This is a genomic window from Rhodococcus erythropolis NBRC 15567, assembly GCF_001552595.1.
GTDB lineage: Bacteria > Actinomycetota > Actinomycetes > Mycobacteriales > Mycobacteriaceae > Rhodococcus_F > Rhodococcus_F erythropolis.
This window is the reverse complement of record NZ_BCRM01000003.1, coordinates 1-18,981: the sequence shown is the minus strand read 5'-3', so window position 1 is coordinate 18,981 and position 18,981 is coordinate 1. Positions and strand designations below refer to the sequence as shown.

The following is an 18,981-nucleotide window of genomic DNA, read 5'->3' as shown; positions in this document are numbered from 1 at the left end:
GGCATCATCGCGGTGCGTGAACTCGCAGTGATCGATTGACTCGGTCGAGGATGCCGATGGCAGTGGTCAATGTGTCGAGGTCACGTTCGTCGAGGGCTGTCAGTTCTTGGGCCAGGACGCCGATGCGTAGTTCGGACCGACGGTCCCGGCGCGCGCTTCGCTCGTCCTTCACGAAAAGCGTGCTCACCCGGCCGTCTGTGGGATCGGGTCGCCGCTCGATCAGGTCCTTGTCGGAGAGGATGCGCACCAGCGTGCTGACGGTGTTCGGGCGTCTGGAGAGGCGATCGGCCACGGCCCCGATGCGAGTGCCGGGATGGTGCGCGACATCGTGAAGTACCTCGGATTGTGCCTCTGGCAAAGTCGCGTCGGTACCCGACGTATCCATGTATTCACGCAGCGCTCGACGCAATTCGAACGCCGCAGCGATGAGTGATCTCGATGCTTCTTCCGCAGTGGGCACGCGATCAGAGTAGCGATCGACCTCGTGTGATCCACGCCCCAAAACTGTATCTGACACAGATATAGTTTACAGTTCCTCAAAGGGTAGGGTCACCTAACCATGACGGTAGATGAAGCTGTCATGCTTCACGACGTACGGGACACGATCATGAATTTTGGACAGAAGTCACGCAGTGTAATGCTGATCGGCGCACTGACATTGGTGGCAGCTCTCAGTGGCTGCTCGAGCGACGCCTCGCCCACGGACACTGACATCAGTGCGTCGACTCCGGCGGACTCTGCGTTTGTCGCTCCGCGAGAAGTCCCGGCTGGAATGGGGAGCGGAAAGTCGGACGGCGAATTCCCTCGTACCGTTTCACACTTCAAAGGTGACACCACGATCGAATCGCAGCCCGAAAAGGTTGTCGTCATTTCGACCGGGCAAGCAGATGCGCTTTTATCTCTCGGCGTCGTTCCTGCGGCTTCGACTCGTGGTGACGGTGCGGACCTGGTGCCGCCGTACCTGTTGGCCGCATACCCCGAATTCCGCACCCAGCTAGGTGATGTCGCCGACGCAGGTGGGCGCTTCACACCGAACTTCGAAGCGATCGTCAAGCTCGATCCTGACCTGATCTTGATGAATGTTGCAGGGAAGGATGCTGATTCGCTGTACGACCAGCTTTCGGCAATTGCGCCCACCGTGGCAACGCAGGGGACCGGCGTCAACTGGAAGCAGGACTTCCTGCTGGTTGCCGACGGGGTAGGTAAGACGCAGCAGGCGACGGCACTGCTGGATACGTTCAACGCCGACGCCGCGGCCTTGGGTGCGTCCCTTTCGTCGCCGCCGACAGTGTCGTTCACCCGCCAGAACGGAAATCGCTTGCGCATCTTCGGCATTCCTTCGTTCACCGGCAGTATCGCCCAGGATGCCGGCCTGACGCGTCCGGAGTCGCAGCAATTCGACGACACCTCCCGAGACATCAGTGAGGAAGAGTTGAACGTCGCGGACGCTGATTGGATCTTCTACGGAGTGCAAGGCGGGGACCCGGCGACGTTGACCAACGCGCCGTTGTGGGCGCAGTTACGTGGGGTGATTGCCAACCATGCCGTTGCTGTCGACGACGACGTCTTCTACCTCAATACCGGGCCGACTGCGGCTCGTGAAGTGCTGAAGGTTCTGCAGAGCGCACTGCAGCAGTAGTTGATTCGGACTGGTTGTGCGTGCCGACGAACCGGAAGACTGCTCCACCCGCAGTGACGGCAAGCGTCGCGAGGACAGCTCCGGCAACGACGTCGGTGAGCCAGTGAGCTCCCAAGTAGAGGCGAGTGAGCGCGACGACAACGGTGACCGTCACGGCGAGCAGCATCAGAAGTTGTTTGACGGCCGGTGTTCGGTCGACGCTCACAACGAGAACCGCAATGCCGAACAGCGCTGCTGTGCCCGTGACGTGACCGGACGGGAACGAGTGGCCGGTCTCGAGAAGAACTTGGATGTTGGTCGGCGGACGTTCGCGACCGACGAGCGCTTTGATTACCGTGCTGGCGACTGCCGCACCGCCAACGGTTCCGATCACGATCAAACCTGGAACAACCGAACGCGCTCGCCACGATATGAGCACTCCGCAGGTGATCCCGAGCAGCGCGGTGGCGACCGGGCTACCGAGATCTGTGACGGCGACCGCGATCTGGTTGAGGGCGCCGCTCCGATGATCGACCATCCAGTCGGTCACCGGCCCGTCGAAGCTCGTCAACCACCCGTTTCGATATACCTGGATCGAGAGCGTCACCAGGGCGAGGGCGAGCCCGGACGCGCGTAGCGCTGTTGACCGAACGCTGGAGGCCCGGTAGATCGAACCGAATGCGAACAGCGCGGCTGCCACCACGATTGCGGCAACCGCAATTTCTGCGGTGGTGCTCTCGGTCAAGACTTCGGTGACCACGTTTCGCACGGTCGACACAGTTGCTGGCATGAATGCAGTGTGACGATCAGAAGCTGAAGAAACGCTGAACGTAACTCGGTCATGGGCCCACCGTCTGCTCTACTGGGTGCATCCGAACAACTGCGTGTCGACGAAACGGGGCCGGTGGTGCGAGTACTGGTTGTCGAAGACGAAGTACGCCTGGCCGAGACGATCCGGCGGGGATTGGTAGCCGAGGGATTCGTGACCGCCGTGGAACTCAACGGGGACGACGGATTCGCGATTGCCTGCAGCGACGAATTCGACGTGATCGTTCTCGACATCATGTTGCCGGGCAAACACGGTTACGACATCGTGCGGGACCTACGCGCCCGGGAGGTGTGGACGCCGATCCTCATGCTTTCGGCGAAGGACGGCGAATACGACCTCGCTGATGCTTTCGATCTCGGTGCCGACGACTACCTGGTCAAGCCCTTCTCGTTTGTTGTATTCCTGGCGCGGCTTCGTGCACTGGTGCGGCGTGGCGCTCCCCAGCGTCCATCGATACTCACCGTGGGAGACCTGTCCCTCGACCCCGCCAAACATCAGGTGCTCAGAGCGGGAATCGAATTGACGCTGACGCCACGTGAATACAGCGTTCTCGAGTTCCTGATGCGCAACAACGGAGTTGTGGTCACGAAGACCGAGATCGTTCGCTCGGTCTGGGACACCAACTACGAAGGTGACGAGAACATCGTCGAGGTCTACATCGGTTACCTACGTAAGAAGGTCGACCTCCCGTTCGGAACCCACAGCATCGAAACCATTCGAGGCATCGGGTACCGCTTTGTCGGCACTGCCTGATCTTCAGTCGGTCGGTAGCGGAATTGTCACCTCGAATCGACTTCCACCGCCTACCCTCTCGCTGACGGAAATGGTTCCGTGATGCGCCGCAACGATTTCCGACGCGATGGCGAGTCCGAGTCCGGAGCCACCTCCCTGCCTCGACCGCGGCTGGTCTAGGCGGACGAAGCGTCCGAAGATTCGTTCGCGTTCTGCTGCAGGGATTCCGGGCCCGTCGTCCTCGATCACGATATGGGCTTCGTGGCCGGCTTCGGAACACTCGAGATGCACGAGGGTCTCGGAGTGCCGCACTGCGTTGTCGACCAGGTTTCGCACCATGCGCGCCAACGCCCTCGGGTCTCCGGACACGCGAACCGGAGCAACGGTGGCGGTGACCGCGATCTCGGAGATACCGTCGATCCGCTTCTGCTCGGCGAACAGAATGTCGTCGAGGTCGACGTCGACGACGGTACCGATGGATTCGAGTTCGCTTTCGTCCGAGCGCGCGAGAATCAACAGATCCTCGATCAACTGCCGCATCCGTCGCGCCTCGGGAAGTAGCGCGTCTTCGATCAGTGCGTCGTCGAGGAGATCCGGGCGTCGGTGTGCCAGTTCGAGAGCCGTAGTGATCGTGGACAGTGGACTACGTAATTCGTGGGAGGCATCGCTGACGAATCGTTGTTGAGCAAGTGCGCCTTCGTCGAGGCGCGCCAGCATGTCGTTCATTGTTGTTGCCAGTCGGGCTATCTCGTCGTTCCCGGACGGGACGGGGACTCGTTCACCTTGACGGCCACTCGAAATCGAGGCAACCCGAGCGCGGATGCGTTCCACGGGAGCGAGAGCCGAACCCACCAGGCGGTAAGTGGCAAACGCGGCCAGTCCAAGAACCAGGGGCCCGGCGATGGCGAGCAGAACGGCAACGGTGGTCACCACGGTTTCAACCGGTTCACGGTCGGCGCCGACGAAAACGGTGACCGGTCCGGCCGGCGTCTGAGCGCCTTGTCCGATCAGCCAGTAGTCCTCGTTGTCGGACTTCTTGACCCTTCCATAGGTGTCCGATTCGTCAGGGCCGAGAATGCGTTCGGACAGTAGGTCGCTGTCAGTTCCAGGCGATTGGGCGACTATTCGGTGATCGGCGTCGACGATCTGCACGATTCCGATCTGGCTGTCGGTGGACAGAAGCGAAGGGTCGAGATCGGCTGGGCCCTTCCCGGTGAGTTGCTGGACCAACTGTGCGGCACGGGCCTCGGAGCTGTTCAGTGCGGACAGGTGCAGGGAGTTCGCCAGTACGAAAACCAGTGCAAGCCCGGCGATCACCAAGCAGAAGGCGATCACGAGGGTCGATGCCACGGTCGTCCGGGCGCGCACGCTCCACCGGGACGGGTGCAGAATCGACTCGCCGATGACGTTCATGGCGTCCAGTCTGTACCTTCGCGGCTGTGCATATATACAAAGGCTGTGCATATACAAAGACGGGTGACGCGGCCTCGTAATCGGACCGCGTCACCCGTCTAGAGGATCAAGCCACTCGCTTGGCGGTTCGGCCGCCGAATTCGAGCATCACGGCGCGTCCGGTGTCATCGGTGACGAAGCGCCCCAGCGTCCGCGTGGTGTCGGCGCGAGCAGCGAAGTCGAGATCGTTGACGAAGGCGATCGGGATCGCCGGTGGCCAGACGATGTCCTCGTATTCGCCGAGGTCCTGCGCGCTGCCCATGCGGACGCCGATTCCCTCGTCACCGGGGGCGACGGTCATGGTCAGGTTGCCGGCCTGGTACTTGCCCAGGACGGCGTCGACGGCAGAGGGTTCGGGCTCGACCACGTCGAGAGATGCCGGCGCGGGCAACTCTGCGAGGTTGGCCATGCACCAGTCGACGATCTTCTTGCCGATTCCGCCGCCGAGTGCGTTGGTCAGCACGGTGACGGCGAAGTTCTTCTCAGGCACGGTCAAGAACTCGGAGACCTGGAGGTTGCTGACGTTTCCGCCGTGCCGCACTACCTGGGTGGTTCCGTATCGAGTCAGCAGCCAGCCGATGCCGACTTCCTCGAACATCATCGCGGCGGGACGCTGCGGCTTCTGCATCAGCAACCGGGTGGACTCGTCGAGCGGCTGTCCCTCACCCGGGTGTTCGCCCGACAGTGCGTAGCGTGCCCAGACGAGCTGATCGCGCACCGAGGACCACATTCCACCGCAGGGCGTCATACCGCGGTCCAGTCCGGTCTCGTTGGACACGAACGGCTCACCCTCGCGGATGTAGTGGCCGAGTGCAAACCGGTGGGTCATCACGTCCCAGGGCAGGAACGCCGAGTTCTTCATCTCGAGTGGGTCCAGAACGCGCTGCTTGACCAGCTCTTCGAAGGTCAGTCCACTGATCTTGGCTACGACGTATCCGGCGAGGACGAATCCGGAGTTGCTGTAGGAGAAGACCTCTCCGACGGGAAATTCCTGTCGTAGTTCCTTCAGCCGTGAAATCGATCGACCCAGGGCGTCTTCACCCCAGCCGGCCGAGAGGCTGGCGTCGCCGGTGAACCCGCCGGTGTGCGTCAGAAGATGACGCATCGTGACTGTGCGGGTGGCTTCGTCGTCGGCGAGGATCAGTTCGGGGACGTACTCGACCAGTGGGGTGTCGAGATCGAGTAGGCCGTCCTCGACGAGTGCCATCGCGGCTGTTGCAGCAAAAACCTTTGTGGTGGAACCGATCATGAACATCGTCTTGTCGGTGACCGGGAGCTGGGTTTCGACGCTCTCGATGCCACTGGTGACGACGATGTCCTTGTCGCCGTGCACGATACCGACCGAGACGCCGGGGATGTTTGCCTCGACCCTCCACTGGTCGACGAGTTCCTGAAGCTGTTCTTGCATCTTTGATTCCTCGAGTTCGCTGGCGTTCTGTGTTTCGGCGTTCGGTGTTTCCGTCATCGTATGTGTATCGGTCGTCGTCACGCGTTAACCCGTGGTAGGAAGCGGAATCCGACGTACACGCCGTCGCGGTGCGGCCGTACCGTCGTCCAACCGGCAGCCCCGGGTTGACGGGTGGTCCAGGTCCCCGGGATCTGCGACGGTACGAGAGTGGCCACCGCTGCAGGCTTCTTCGGAGCTGTTTCGTCTTCCTCGGGATTCGGGATGACGTCACCGATGACGGTGATCACAGCCTCGTCAGCGGACTCTCCACGACGGAACTCGATTGCTATTCCGCCCGAGCTGTACTTACCCAGAACCGAATCCGGAATAGACTCCACGCTCGCGGGGTTCGGGGCGAGGGCTTGCGGAGGTTCGAGTCCGACCAATGCGGCCGCGGCTTCGGTGAAGAGATCACGATAGAGGCCGTCTGCTTTGCCGCCGCTGGTCAGCAGCGCGATCGCGACATTGTGGCGGGGGAAGATGCGCAGATATGCGTGCTGCCCGATGGTGCTGCCGTCGTGGCCGAAAATTTCTTCGCCCGACCAGGTTTCGTGGAACCAACCCAGACCCCAGCCCGACTTGTCCGGGAACAGTTCGCTGATATCGATTTCGGGTGTACGCATCGCTGCGGCTGATTTTTCCGACACGATCCGCACACCGTCGACGCTCTGACCTTCGAGAAGGCCGAGTTCCGCGAACGTGAGCAGATCTCCGATGCTGGCAGTGATGCAGCCGGCGGGCCCCATCGAGCGCGTGATCGGCCAGACGGGCATCACGACGGAGTTCCCTGTATGACCGGCTGCCACAGAGTATCTCGGAGTATCTCCGGTCAACGTGAGTGTGTGTGCGAGGCCGAGCGGATCGATGATTCGCTCCTTGAGGATGTCGTCCCAGATGCCGCCGCGAAGAACCTCGACGATACGAGCTGCAAGGACGTACGCGGAGTTCGAGTACGCGAAGCCGTCCTCGAGTGGATGAACCTGACGGAAGTCACGCAGGCCCTCGACGTAGCGTTCGACGACGTCGTCTCCGCGACCCTTGTCGATGAAGAGGTCACCGTCGATTCCGTTGCGATGGTTCAGAAGTGCGCGAACCGTGATGCGGGCGGCTGTTTCCTCGTCCTGCAGTGCGAAGTCGGGCAGGATCGACCGGACGGTCGCGTCCAGGTCGAGCAAGCCTTCGTCGACCAGCTGCATGACCAGCATCGCGGTCCATACCTTGGTGATGGATCCGATCTGGAACAGGGAGTCGGTGGATACCTCGACCCCGGTGTCTGCATTGATCACGCCGGAAGCCACCGTCGTACGGGTGATTTCCTTGCCGCTGGAATCGAGTGTGAGAATACCGAATTGAGCACCGGTGACGCCGTAACGCTCACACAGTACGTCCAGTGAGCGCTTCCATGCGTCGGCGCCGGCAGATGCGTTGGCCAGGCCGGTCTTGGGCAGCTTCGCGGAGGTGTATCGCTTGACCCACTCGATGAGCCGTGTGCTGTAGTCGATTCGGTGCGAGATCGAGCCGTTGACGAGGAACCCGTGGCTTGCACCGGGATACGCCACCAGTCGGGTGGGTACATGCTGCTGGCGAAGTGCGGCGAACCAGGCCTCGGCCTGACCCAGCGGGCACCGCTCGTCCGACTTTCCGTGCAGGATCAGCGTCGGGGTCACCACGTTCTTCACGGCGGCGAGCGGTGAGGCTGCCAGGAGCCCCGCGGAGTTCTCGGGAACAGTGGTGCCGGTGGCGAGCGACGCGAGGTGCGGACCGAAATCGCAGACTCCGGCCATGGCGTTGAAATCGCAGATCAGCCCACCGGCCACCGCCGCGGCAAAGCGATCGGTCTGCGAGGTGAGGTGGCAGGTGCTGTATCCGCCGTAGCTGTACCCGGTGATCGCCAGGCGGTCCCCGTCGACAAGTCCCTCGGCGACAAGTGCGTCGATCGGCTCGAGGAAGTCGGCTTGGTCCGAGGTACCCCAGGCGCCGTTGACGGCATACATGAAGTCTGCGCCGTACCCGTCCGATCCACGTGGATTGAGGGTCAGGATGCGCCAGCCCTGCGCTGCGAGAACCTGGTGGGCGGGGTGATAGGTATCGGCAACGCCGGTCCACGCGTTGTGCGGTCCGCCGTGAATGTCGAGCAGAAGAGGTGCAGCGCCATCAGTTTCGGGAGCGGACAGCAACCAACCATGCACGGTACGGCCGTCGGAGATGGTGAATTCGCGCTCCTCGGCGGCAAACAGGGTCACCTCGGGGAGTGCTTCTGCGGTGAATTTTGTCAGCGTGGTGACAGCGCCGCTGTCGAGATCGACGAGTGCGACCTCGCCGAAGGACTGCTGTGTGGTGACGATGACGGAGGCGACGCGGGCGTCACGGGCAACGGAGAGCGCCGAGACGACCTCGTTGGGATTGGCGACGAGGGAGCGAGAGGTGCCGGTTTCGATGTCGGCTGCATACAGATGCGTCCATCCGCGATCGCGGAGGCAGAACACGATTTCGTCGCGAGTATTCGACAGTGCCGGTGTGCCACCGGGGTAACCGGGCGCGCCGGGCATCACGTTGCGATCGAGATGAGCTGTGAGGGTGACGTCGACCGGTGTCTCAGTTGGGCCGGGGACGGACAGACGGATCAGGTCGGCAGTTCCGACACGGACCTCGGGGGTGCCGATGGCGACGACCGAATCTCCTTGCGGGTGCCACAGTGTGGAGCCCTGCACCCCGGTGGCGTGACCGAGTCGCTGCGGCGGAACTGACAGATCGTCGACGAGGATTCGGTAAGCGCTGAACGTGAGGTTCAGATCGCTGTCCGGTTCGAGATTCGCGGTGAAGGCAAGAGCCGTGCCGTCGGGCGACCAGGACGGTACGTCCGCATTCCAATCACCGTCGGTGAGGCGTCGTACTGCCTTCGTCTCCAGATCGACGGTGTGCAGGTGGCGACGGAAGGTGCCGAGCCAACCGGCGCCGTCCACCTTGTATCCGAGTCGGTCGGTGACGATGGGCGCATTCGGATCGGTGGAGTCCGAACGTGAGATCACAGCGGCGAATGCAATGGCATTTCCGTCCGGGCTCCAGACCGGTGCGCCGGCACCGAGGGGGAGTGATGCTGCTGTGGTGAGGGTTTCGGCCTCGCCGCCGGCGAGCGGGATCAGGTGCAGCTGCGCGGAGTCGCCGACCTTGCGGAGGAAGGCAATCGAAGTTCCGTCCGGAGAGAACCGAGGTGCCGAATCGGCGGGCCCCGCAGTGAGGCGGCGAGCCTGGGAATCGCGGGACACTGCCCAGAGAGATGTAGTTGCCTTTCCGGCAACAATTTCCGAGCGAACGAAGACGACCACGGTGCCGTCGGGCGAGATTGCGGTTTCAGTGGGTGTGACCACGCGGTGGAGGTCGTCGAGAACAAATGGACGGTCAGTCATGTAGATCCTTCGAATCGGAGAAATAGATGCAGACGTAAAGCTTTGTCTTCCGGCTTATTTCAGAACTCGGATGCCTGGGCCCGCCAGGGTTCCACCAATCGGCGCGTACAGGGACGTCGCACCGTTGAAGAACATGAAGTTCGGCGATGTGGATACCGGAACGACGTCAGAAGAGGTGAACAGCGCCTGTTCCGCTTCCTTCCACACCGAGCAGGATTCCTGCCCGGGCAGAACCGAGGCCTTCGCAGCCAGTTCGGTGTACTCGGGATTGTCGATCGATGCGAAGTTGACGCCCGCCGGAGGGGTCGGGCCGGAGAAGTACGGAACGAAGATGCTGGGAGTGTCACTCTGGACGGTCAGACCGATCGAGATCGACCAGGATGTCAGGTCCTTTGCCGCGAACGTATTGGAGATGATGAAATTGTTGTCACCACCGCGAAGCTCTACCTTCGCGCCGAGTTCCTGCCACTGCTTCATCGCGTATTCTGCTGCTGCAGAAGTGGTATCGCGGTAGTTGGCAAAGATGACCGTCAATTGCAGCGATTGACCGTCCTTGGTCAGAACGCCGTCGGATCCGGGCTTCCAGCCGGCGTCGGCGAGGGTCTTCTTCGCCGCAGCCATGTCGAACTTCGGAACTACACCGGTGACACTGTCGTAGTCACATGCCCGCGGATCGACAACGGCCAATGCCGTAGCGCGCGAACCCTTGCCACCGGTGTTGATGTCCGTGTAGTCGTCGAGATCGATTGCCTGCACGAGCGCGCTGCGCACCGCTTCGTCCTTGGTGGGAAGAGCAGCATTGTGGTTGAAGATGAACTGCCCGCTCAAGGTGTTCGACGTCATCGATTCCAGGCCGGACGCTTCCACACGTTCGATATCCGCACCGGCCACCGGAGCTGCGTTCACCGTTCCGGTGAGGACCAGGTTCGCCGTCGTCGCCGCGTCGGTCACGATCTTGATCGTGACGGCCTTGGGCACTCCGAGGGTGTCCGATGTGGTTTCGCCGTTCGGTCCCCAGTTGTATCCGTCGCGGCGTTCGAGCGTCACGTGATCGTTTGCCACTACTTCGGTGATCTTGAACAGGCCGGTTCCGTTGCTGCTGCCGCGAACACTGGCGGGGTCGTCGAGTGCCGCCTGGCATGCCAGTTTGAGAGCACCGATGCGCTCGAGCAGGAAGGGCGCAGGTTCCGCCGTCTTGATCGTGAGCTCGTCGCCATCGGCGGTTGCTACTGCAGTTTCGGGTACCGACGCTCCCAGCCACGGCGAGCCGTTCGTCTTGTCGACGACCCAGTTGATGTTGTTCGCGGCTGTCTGGGCAGTGAACGTCGTGCCGTCTTCACACGTGATCCCTTTTTTGAGGGTGAAGTTCAGCGAAGTTCCGTTCTCGCTCCATTTTTCGGCCAGATACGAGCCCGCTGCACGGGTTTTGGGGTCGATGGCCAACAACGAGTCGTTGGTATAGCTGTTGATTGCCTGCGTGGCAGTCAGGTTGGTGATCAGGGGATGAAGGTTGCCGGGGTCGGTGTTCACGATCGTCGTGAAACTCCCGTCCTTGGCGTAGTCCCCGGAGGTCCCGCCGCCAGGATCAGAGGTGCTTCCGCACGAGGCAACCGTGAGAACGCCGATCGTGACCAGAGCCGCGGTGGGCACTGAGCGAGCTTTCATCTGATGCACCTTTTGATCGAAGGATGTCGTTGATCAATGCTGCGCGAGGGACGTGGCCCAGGTCTCGTTGAATCGACTCATGCTGAGCACCTGAATCTGTCGGATCGTCACAAAGGATGGTCGTCGTTTCTCACGGAAGTGTGGTTCGGCTACCGTCGGGGTGTGCGCTCAGAATCTCGTCGATCAGATATCCAGACCTTCCATGTCATGGATGTATGGAAGGCCGCGACCGAACGTCAGCGGACGCACGGTGACGTTCTGACGTTGGCTGCCGGTCAACCGTCGACCCCCGCGCCGGCACCGGTGCTACGTGCGACGCGCGAGATCCTCGGCACCGAACTACTCGGGTATACCGAGACTTTCGGGATCCTGCCGCTACGCGAAGCTATTGCGCGCTACCACAGCGAGCGATCGGGAATAGCCGTCGACGCCGAAGACGTGGTGGTGACGACAGGTTCGTCCGGGGCGTTCACCTTGCTTTTCCTGGCCGCGTTCGACGAGGGCGACACCGTGGTGGTCGCTCGCCCCGGATATCCCGCCTACCGCAACACCCTTGCCGCTCTCGGCTGCAACGTCGTCGAACTCGACTGCGGGCCGGCAACCCGATACCAGCCGACGGTGGACATGCTCGAGGCCTTGCCGTCGCCGCCTGCCGGTCTGATCGTCGCCAGCCCGGCAAATCCGACGGGCACGGTGATCTCGCCCGAGGAGCTCGCTGCGTTGGCGACGTGGTGCGAGCAGCACGGCACCCTTCTGATCTCGGACGAGATCTACCACGGCATCGGATACGGCGATCAGCACACGTCGAGCGCCTGGGAGACCTCACGCGAATCCGTTGTGATCGGCTCGGTGTCCAAGTACTTCTCGATGACGGGTTGGCGGCTCGGGTGGATGTTGGTGCCGACGTACCTGCGGCGCCCGCTGCAGAGACTCGCGTCGAACATGACGGTGTGTCCGCCCGCGATCTCTCAGTACGCCGCCATCGAGGCGTTCTCGGACGAGGCGAAGGTCGAGTTGGACGGGCACGTTCAGCGGTACGCCGTCAATCGTGAACTGCTGTTGACCGGGTTGCCGAAACTGGGCATCACCGAGCTGGCTCCCGCCGACGGTGCGTTCTACGTCTACGCGGATATCGGCCATCTGTGTGGCGACGAGGGCGCCACCGCGTGGTGTGCCCGGTTGCTGACAGATACCGGGGTCGCGTTGGCACCCGGAATCGATTTCGACACCGTCCACGGAAACCGGATGGTCAGACTTTCGTTCGCGGGCGCGACAGCCGACATCCAGGAGGCGCTGACCCGCCTCGAGAAGTGGCTCGGGTAACAAACAGCAGGGTCTTCGAGCTGTTTCGCCATGCGGAGGTGCCCTCTGCTGGCACGATGTCGTGGTGTCTTCTGCAGCTACGCCCAAGGGTGAACGACGTCGCCAAGCTCTGGTGGCGTCCGCTGCTGAACTTTTGCTGGAGGGCGGGTTCGACGCCGTTCGTCACCGAGCGGTGGCAACCAGGGCCGACCTTCCTCTGGCTTCGACGACCTATTACTTCGACTCACTCGACGATCTGATCGCGTGTGCCGTCGAGCTCAACGGCAACGCCGACATGGAAGCGATGCGCGCCAGAGTGGCTGCGGTGACCCAACGTCGGCGGGGCGCGGAATCAACCGTCGAACTTTTGGTCGAGCTGCTGCTCGGAGACGAAGAGAAGCGGCCGGAGAGCCGCGAACGATTGATCTCGCGCTACGAACGATTTGTGGCGTGTGCCCGTCATCCCGCGCTTCGTGACGTGCAGTTGCGCCTACGCGCCCAGCTCGACGACCTGTTGACCGATGCGCTTCGACGCTCGGGCCGAACGGCTCCCGAGGGGCAATTGCGCCGTCTTGTCGCGATGGTCGACGGCGCGATGATCACGGCGCTCGGGGAGTACGACCCGGATCCACGCGGGTTGGCCAGAGGAATGCTCTTGGAATCGATCGACGTGATGGCGCCGCCGGTCTAGCTCGGGGGTGACAGCTGCTCTAGCTCGGGGGTAACAGCACTGCTCGGCCACCGTTAGACTGAGGCCTCGTGAGCCGCATCCCGAATGTCCTTGCCAACCGATACGCCAGCCCGGAGCTTGTTGCTCTGTGGTCTCCCGAGTACAAGATCGTGCTCGAGCGTCAATTGTGGGTGGCGGTGTTGCGTGCGCAGGCAGAGCTGGGCATCGACATTCCGGCCGACGCCATCGACGACTACGAGCGCGTCATCGACAACGTCGACCTGGCGTCCATCGCGGACCGCGAGCGGGTCACCCGCCACGACGTGAAGGCACGCATCGAGGAATTCAATGCACTCGCCGGACACGAGCAGGTCCACAAGGGCATGACCAGCCGTGACCTCACCGAGAACGTCGAGCAGCTGCAGATCGTGCGTTCTCTCGAACACGTCTACAACCACGGCATCGCCGTCGCCGCCCGTCTGGGTGAGCGCGCTGCCGAGTACTCGTCCATCGTGATGGCCGGCCGCTCGCACAACGTCGCAGCTCAGGCCACCACCTTGGGCAAGCGTTTCGCTTCCGCGGCCGACGAGCTTCTCGTTGCACTGACACGTCTGCGTCAGCTGATCGACCGCTACCCGCTGCGTGGGATCAAGGGCCCGATGGGTACCGCTCAGGACATGCTCGACCTCCTCGACGGCGATGCGGCCAAGCTCGAGCAGCTCGAAGCGAAGGTCGCGGAGCACCTCGGATTCGCCCACGTACTGACCAGCGTCGGCCAGGTGTACCCGCGTTCCCTCGACCACGACGTCATCTCCGCGCTCGTCCAGGTCGGCGCGGGCCCGTCGTCGTTTGCACACACGATCCGCCTGATGGCCGGCCATGAGCTGGTCACCGAAGGCTTCCAGCCCGGCCAGGTCGGCAGCTCGGCGATGCCGCACAAGATGAACACCCGCTCGTGCGAGCGAGTCAACGGACTTCAGGTGATCCTGCGCGGCTACGGCTCCATGGCAGCCGAGCTTGCGGGTGCACAGTGGAACGAAGGCGACGTCTTCTGCTCCGTCGTGCGTCGCGTCGCTCTCCCGGACGCGTTCTTCGCGATCGACGGCATGTTCGAGACCTTCCTGACCGTGCTGATCGAGATGGGCGCGTACCCGGCCGTCATCGAGAAGGAACTGACGCGCTACCTGCCGTTCCTCGCCACGACCCGCGTTCTCATGGCAGCGGTGCGCGCGGGCGTCGGACGCGAGACCGCTCACGAGGCGATCAAGGAGAACGCCGTCGCAGTCGCGCTGGCGATGCGTGAGGAAGGCAAGGAGCCCGACCTGCTCGATCGCCTTGCCGCCGACGACCGTTTGCCGCTCGACCGCGCCGCACTCGACGAGGCACTGGCCGACAAGGCGGCCTTTGTCGGCGCCGCGTCTGCTCAGGTCGACGCCGTTGTCGCCGAGGTGCAGAAGCTTGTCGACGCCAACCCCGAAGCTGCGGCGTATGCGCCGTCGCCGATTCTGTAAGGGCTACGCCCCCGTGCGCCTTTTCGGTAGTCACCACTACCGAAAAGGCGCACAGGGTCGAAGAGCATGAACTGCATCTTCTGTTCCATCATCGCCGGTGAGGCCGAGGCCAGCGTCGTCTACGACGACGCGAATGTCCTTGCCTTCATGGATATTCGGCCGTTCACATCCGGCCATCTCCTGGTCGTGCCGAAGCGCCACGCCAGTGGATTGTCCACGCTCGATTCCGACGACGGTGCCAGGATCTTTTCCGTCGCACAGAAGATCGCCGCAGCGATGCGTACCGGACCTCTCCCCGTCGACGGAGTGAATCTGCATCTCTCTGACGGAGCTGTTGCGGGGCAGGAAGTCTTCCATGTTCATCTGCACGTCATTCCGCGAAATCGCGGCGACGGCTTCGGCCTGCGTGCGCTACCTCGCACGCCCAATCGGGCAATTCTCGACAGCACGGCTGCCGTCATTCGCGGTGCACTGAACTAGCGGCACCGGCCACTTTCAGGGACTGCCGATCAGTTCGACAACGGAGTCCAGAAGGACACTGCGCCAGCACAACCAGTCGTGGCCGCCGTCGAAGATCCGATACGACACTTGCGCTCCGGCAGCCTTCAACGCCTGTGCGACCGCTGCGCTGTGCCCGACCATGTCGGACTCGTGCCTACCTACTTCGAGGACAACGCGTAAACCGTCCGGCACGCCATCGCGCTCGATGCGTGCGGCGATGTCTCCACCCGGCGGACCGTCCTCGCCGCGCTTCAAGCCTGTCGGCCACCAGAATGAACCGGACCCGCTGGCGACCAGCGCGAAGTGTTCGGGGAATTCGAGTGCTGCGAACATCGAGGCCAGGCCGCCGAAACTCTGCCCTGACACCACCGTTCGCGTTCGATCAGACGAGAAGGGTGCGACGGCGCGCACCTGCGGAAGTAGTTCGTCGACGACTGCACTCCAGTAGTCGCGGTTGCACGGCAATTCCTTCGAACGACGTTGATTGTCAACGGAATCAATGGCCAGCAGAACGCAGGACTTCAGTTTGCCGGTCTGGACTGCACGATCGAAGGCGGCACCTGCTGGCATGACCTCGGCCCAGTGGCGCCCGTCGAGAAGTATCACGAGCGGCCGTTCTTCGAGCGGTGTCAATCCGTCGTCCACGGTCTCGTAGATCCACACCGGCCGCTCGACGTCCAACGTCGAACTGGCCCAGGTGAGCTGTATCGACTTCCTGAAAACTGGAGCATCCCAACCGAACTGGACCGGCGCCGAGGGCATCTCGGCGACGGAACGCCTTGTGTCCACGCCTGCGGAGAGCGAATTGAGTGGGTCGGCAATTCGGTGTTCGAGCAACCCCAACCAGCGGGTGCGGCGGGTCGTGTCTTCCTTGCCTGCTCCCGGATAGTCGAATTCGTCGACTACGGACTTCGGCGCCGGGATGATGCTGTAACTGCTGCGCCAGGTGTTCGAGACTTCGGCGGCGTAGAACCACACCGGACTCTCGCCGATCCGTTGCATCACGCTGAGTTGTTCCGCGTGATGGTCGGTCAACGAGTTTGCGTCGAGGTAGACGCGCTCGACTTCCGTCTCCTCGGGCTGTCGCCAGAGGAAAGTTACTCGAACTGTATGTGTGTCAACACTTTCGATGATCGGCGTGCCTTGTTGCACTATCCGGTTCCAGAAGGTGTCGATGTCGGGCGAGGCCGCGAGGGAAGCGGACCATTCTGTCACCGCCTGAGTTAGCATGAGCACAGCCTAACCTAATTTCATGGGCTTTTGAATTCGAGGAGTGGTCCGCCAGTGGGCGTCACAATGAAAAAATCGCGCGCCTTGAAGGTGCTCTCCGCAGTCTTGGTGGCAGGGTTCGCTCTCGCCGGATGTAGTTCTGCGGATGCCGATTCCGGTGCTGATTCGGCTGCATCGCAGGGTAATTGGCCCCGCACGGTGGAAACGTCGAAGGGGCCGGTGGAGATCACGTCGAAGCCGGAGAGGATCGTCTCGACCAGTGTGACGCTGACGGGCACACTGTTGTCGATCGATGCTCCGGTGGTGGCTACCGCATCGACGGGACCGAACACCGACGTATCGGATGCGCAGGGGTTGTTCACACAGTGGGGCGACATAGCTCGAGAACGTGGACTCGCAGTGCTGCCGATGGGCGGCGCGAACGCAGAATCCGTTCTGGCCCAGAACCCGGACCTCATCGTCGTCTCGGCGACTGGAGGTGACTCCGTCGTCGATCTGTACGAACAGTTCACGGCCATTGCTCCGACAATAGTGGTGGACTACGGCGGAAGTAGTTGGCAGGAAGTGGCCGCCGTGCTGGGTGAAGCGACAGGTCTCGAAGACAACGCAGCGGCCACGGTCGCGAAATTCGACAGCGCAGTAGAGGCAGCGAAGGCCGAGATCACACTTCCCCCGCAGCCGACCACCGCGCTCGTCTACTACGAGGACGGCAGCGGCGCCAATATCTGGACGCACGAGTCCGGGCAGGCGAAGTTGCTCACGGCGATGGGTTTCACGGTCGCCGACATTCCCGAGTCTGCGAAGAGCAGTGAATCCATGGGTAAGCGCAAGGACATCATTCAGGTCTCGGCCGAGAACCTCTACGACGGTATCGCGGGCAACACCCTGATCCTGGTCAGCGCCGACGACGGTGCGGTGAAAGCGGTCGAGGCACTTCCCCTGTTGGCGCAGCATCCGGCAATTCGTGATCACCATGTCTATGCCGTGGGGCTCGATACCTTCCGTCTCGACTACTACAGCGCAACCAACATGGTGAACCGGTTGGTCGAGCAGTTCGGCTGATCCATAAGTACTAGTGCTTTGACCCCGAACTAGTCCTTTGGTTGTAGCCGAGAATCGAACATTCCCTTCACGTTCGTCGAATGTGGGACCAAGTGGTGCGCGCATGCCACCATGAACGTCAATCATCGGATGCGGAATGGGGAGTGGATGTTCGACTCGGCTGGTCAGAATGTCTCGGGGCAAGCCCTGGCATCGCGAGGGTGGGGACGTTTCAACCTGAACAACCCGGCCACGGCGGCCGTGATCGTCGGCCTGCTGAGTGTGCCGTGGGTGTTCGGTCTCGCCAGTCTCAAGACTGAACCCGAGACGAGCAATCGAGTGCTGAGCGATCCGGGAACCGTCGTCGGCATCATGGGTTTCCTGACGGTGTTGACCGTTGTGGCGTGTGCGCGCCGGCGGTACCCGATCGCGTACTACCTCCTGACGTTGGCAGGATCCGGCGGATTGATGCTCTTCCTCGGGAGTCGATCGCTGGGGGCCACGCCGCTTTTCTGGTTCGCGATCATGGCAGTGTCCATCCGGGTGAGCGGCATGCGCCTGGTCGGACTGCTGGTCCTCGGAATGGCGATGGACGTGATCTTGGCGATGTATCTCACCGAGCGGGACGGGCTGACGGTCGCAGAGGTTCAGGTGGGGGAGTTGCCCCACCTGTTCCTCGAACCGGCGGCAAACACCGTCACGAGTTTTCTGGTCGTCGCCGCCATGGGAAAGATCGTCGCGCGTCTGCGAAAGCAAGCAATGGAGAACAGTCAGGCGGTAGCGGATCTGCACCGGGACCGCGAACGCAAGATCGCGAATGCCGTTGTCGCCGAACGGCAGGACATGGCACGTGAGTTGCACGACGTCGCGGCTCACCACATGACCGGCATGATCATCCAGGCCCGTGCCGCCGACAAGTTCTTCTCGAGCAATCCCGAACAAGCGCAAGCCCTCCTGGGCGGCGTCATCGAGCAGGGGCAGCGGGCCCTCAACAGCTTGCGGCAGATCGTGGGGATCCTTCGTCTGGGTGAGGAAGACCCCGATTTCCCGACGCCCATGGTCTCCGACATCGACGAGTTGGTGGACGACTGCAGGCGCACCATCTCGTCGATCTCGCTCGAGAAGGTCGGCCGCTTCGACGACCTGGACAGCGGAGTCCAGCTGACGTGTTACCGCATCGTGCAGGAGGCGTTGTCGAACGTCCTTCGCCATGCGCCGGGTAGCGAGTCCAAGGTATGTCTGAGCCGAGAAGCCGGTGCGGTGCGAGTCCGGGTGATCAATACGCTCGGGAATGCTCGCCCGTCCTCCGACGGGCAAAACCTCGGAATTGTGGGAATGCGCGAACGCGCGACGCTCATGGGTGGTCAACTGGACGCCGGACCGAATTCGGAAGGTGAGTGGGCTGTGCAGGCACTGGTGCCGGTGAACGGGAGGATCAACGCATGATCGATGTCCTTATTGCAGACGACCAGCAGGTGGTACGGCAGGGGTTCGAACTGTTTCTCTCCGGTCACCCCGAGATTCGCGTCGTCGGGCATGCCAAGACGGGAGTCGAGGCGTACGAGCAGGTGCGTGC

15 protein-coding genes are annotated in these 18,981 nt (G+C 62.4%); 8 read left to right on the top strand and 7 right to left on the bottom strand.

Features of this window, described 5'->3' with window-relative positions; genetic code table 11:
* Positions 1–4: 4 nt before the first annotated feature.
* Positions 5–460 (bottom strand): MarR family winged helix-turn-helix transcriptional regulator, encoded by a 456-nt coding sequence (locus RE4_RS07825; protein ID WP_020968542.1) that lies wholly within the window; start codon positions 458–460, stop codon positions 5–7.
* Between the two features lie 99 nt (positions 461–559).
* On the opposite strand from RE4_RS07825, the gene RE4_RS07820 reads away from it, so the two are divergent.
* On the top strand, positions 560–1,639 hold the full coding sequence (locus RE4_RS07820) for an ABC transporter substrate-binding protein (protein WP_238077127.1): 1,080 nt from the start codon (positions 560–562) through the stop codon (positions 1,637–1,639).
* Here the strand turns inward: RE4_RS07820 and RE4_RS07815 are convergent.
* On the bottom strand, positions 1,575–2,408 hold the full coding sequence (locus RE4_RS07815; protein WP_238077126.1) for a phosphatase PAP2 family protein: 834 nt from the start codon (positions 2,406–2,408) through the stop codon (positions 1,575–1,577). The two genes, RE4_RS07820 and RE4_RS07815, sit on opposite strands and share 65 nt — an antisense overlap.
* Positions 2,409–2,525: 117 nt before the next feature.
* Between RE4_RS07815 and RE4_RS07810 the strand changes: the two genes are divergently transcribed.
* Complete coding sequence (locus RE4_RS07810) at positions 2,526–3,200, top strand: response regulator transcription factor (RefSeq protein ID WP_060938451.1); 675 nt, start codon at positions 2,526–2,528, stop codon at positions 3,198–3,200.
* A 3-nt stretch (positions 3,201–3,203) separates the two neighbouring features.
* On the opposite strand, the gene RE4_RS07805 is transcribed toward RE4_RS07810, so the two are convergent.
* The 4 genes from RE4_RS07805 to RE4_RS07790 all read right to left on the bottom strand — a co-directional run bounded on the left by RE4_RS07805 (position 3,204) and on the right by RE4_RS07790 (position 11,150).
* The gene (locus RE4_RS07805; RefSeq protein ID WP_060938376.1) at positions 3,204–4,592 is read right to left on the bottom strand and encodes a sensor histidine kinase; all 1,389 of its coding nucleotides are present in this window, start codon (positions 4,590–4,592) and stop codon (positions 3,204–3,206) included.
* Positions 4,593–4,698: 106 nt separating this feature from the next.
* Positions 4,699–6,096: a serine hydrolase domain-containing protein gene (locus RE4_RS07800; RefSeq protein WP_021342978.1), complete on the bottom strand. Its 1,398-nt coding sequence runs from the start codon at positions 6,094–6,096 to the stop codon at positions 4,699–4,701.
* 20 nt (positions 6,097–6,116) lie between these two features.
* On the bottom strand, positions 6,117–9,485 hold the full coding sequence (locus RE4_RS07795; protein WP_019747055.1) for a serine hydrolase: 3,369 nt from the start codon (positions 9,483–9,485) through the stop codon (positions 6,117–6,119).
* 54 nt (positions 9,486–9,539) lie between these two features.
* Positions 9,540–11,150: an ABC transporter substrate-binding protein gene (locus RE4_RS07790; RefSeq protein WP_020968549.1), complete on the bottom strand. Its 1,611-nt coding sequence runs from the start codon at positions 11,148–11,150 to the stop codon at positions 9,540–9,542.
* Positions 11,151–11,357: 207 nt separating this feature from the next.
* Between RE4_RS07790 and RE4_RS07785 the strand changes: the two genes are divergently transcribed.
* The 4 genes from RE4_RS07785 to RE4_RS07770 all read left to right on the top strand — a co-directional run bounded on the left by RE4_RS07785 (position 11,358) and on the right by RE4_RS07770 (position 15,113).
* The gene (locus RE4_RS07785; RefSeq protein ID WP_179154745.1) at positions 11,358–12,473 is read left to right on the top strand and encodes a pyridoxal phosphate-dependent aminotransferase; all 1,116 of its coding nucleotides are present in this window, start codon (positions 11,358–11,360) and stop codon (positions 12,471–12,473) included.
* Between the two features lie 64 nt (positions 12,474–12,537).
* A complete protein-coding gene (locus RE4_RS07780) occupies positions 12,538–13,143 on the top strand; it encodes a TetR/AcrR family transcriptional regulator (protein WP_046379784.1) in 606 nt (201 codons plus the stop codon).
* Positions 13,144–13,211: 68 nt separating this feature from the next.
* Positions 13,212–14,633 (top strand): adenylosuccinate lyase, encoded by a 1,422-nt coding sequence (gene purB, locus RE4_RS07775; RefSeq protein ID WP_019747059.1) that lies wholly within the window; start codon positions 13,212–13,214, stop codon positions 14,631–14,633.
* 66 nt (positions 14,634–14,699) lie between these two features.
* Positions 14,700–15,113 carry an HIT family protein gene (locus RE4_RS07770; RefSeq protein WP_019747060.1) on the top strand — a complete coding sequence of 138 codons (414 nt, stop codon included), beginning with the start codon at positions 14,700–14,702 and terminating at the stop codon, positions 15,111–15,113.
* Positions 15,114–15,128: 15 nt separating this feature from the next.
* Here the strand turns inward: RE4_RS07770 and fes are convergent, their stop codons facing one another.
* Entirely contained in the window at positions 15,129–16,364 is a 1,236-nt protein-coding gene (gene fes, locus RE4_RS07765; protein ID WP_060938450.1) for an enterochelin esterase, read from the bottom strand.
* Between the two features lie 66 nt (positions 16,365–16,430).
* On the opposite strand from fes, the gene fepB reads away from it, so the two are divergent.
* Positions 16,431–17,426, top strand: a complete 996-nt coding sequence (fepB, locus tag RE4_RS07760; protein WP_047889107.1) for a Fe2+-enterobactin ABC transporter substrate-binding protein — start codon at positions 16,431–16,433, stop codon at positions 17,424–17,426.
* A gap of 111 nt (positions 17,427–17,537) precedes the next feature.
* Positions 17,538–18,851: a sensor histidine kinase gene (locus RE4_RS07755; protein ID WP_223257921.1), complete on the top strand. Its 1,314-nt coding sequence runs from the start codon at positions 17,538–17,540 to the stop codon at positions 18,849–18,851.
* Positions 18,852–18,981 lie beyond the last annotated feature (130 nt).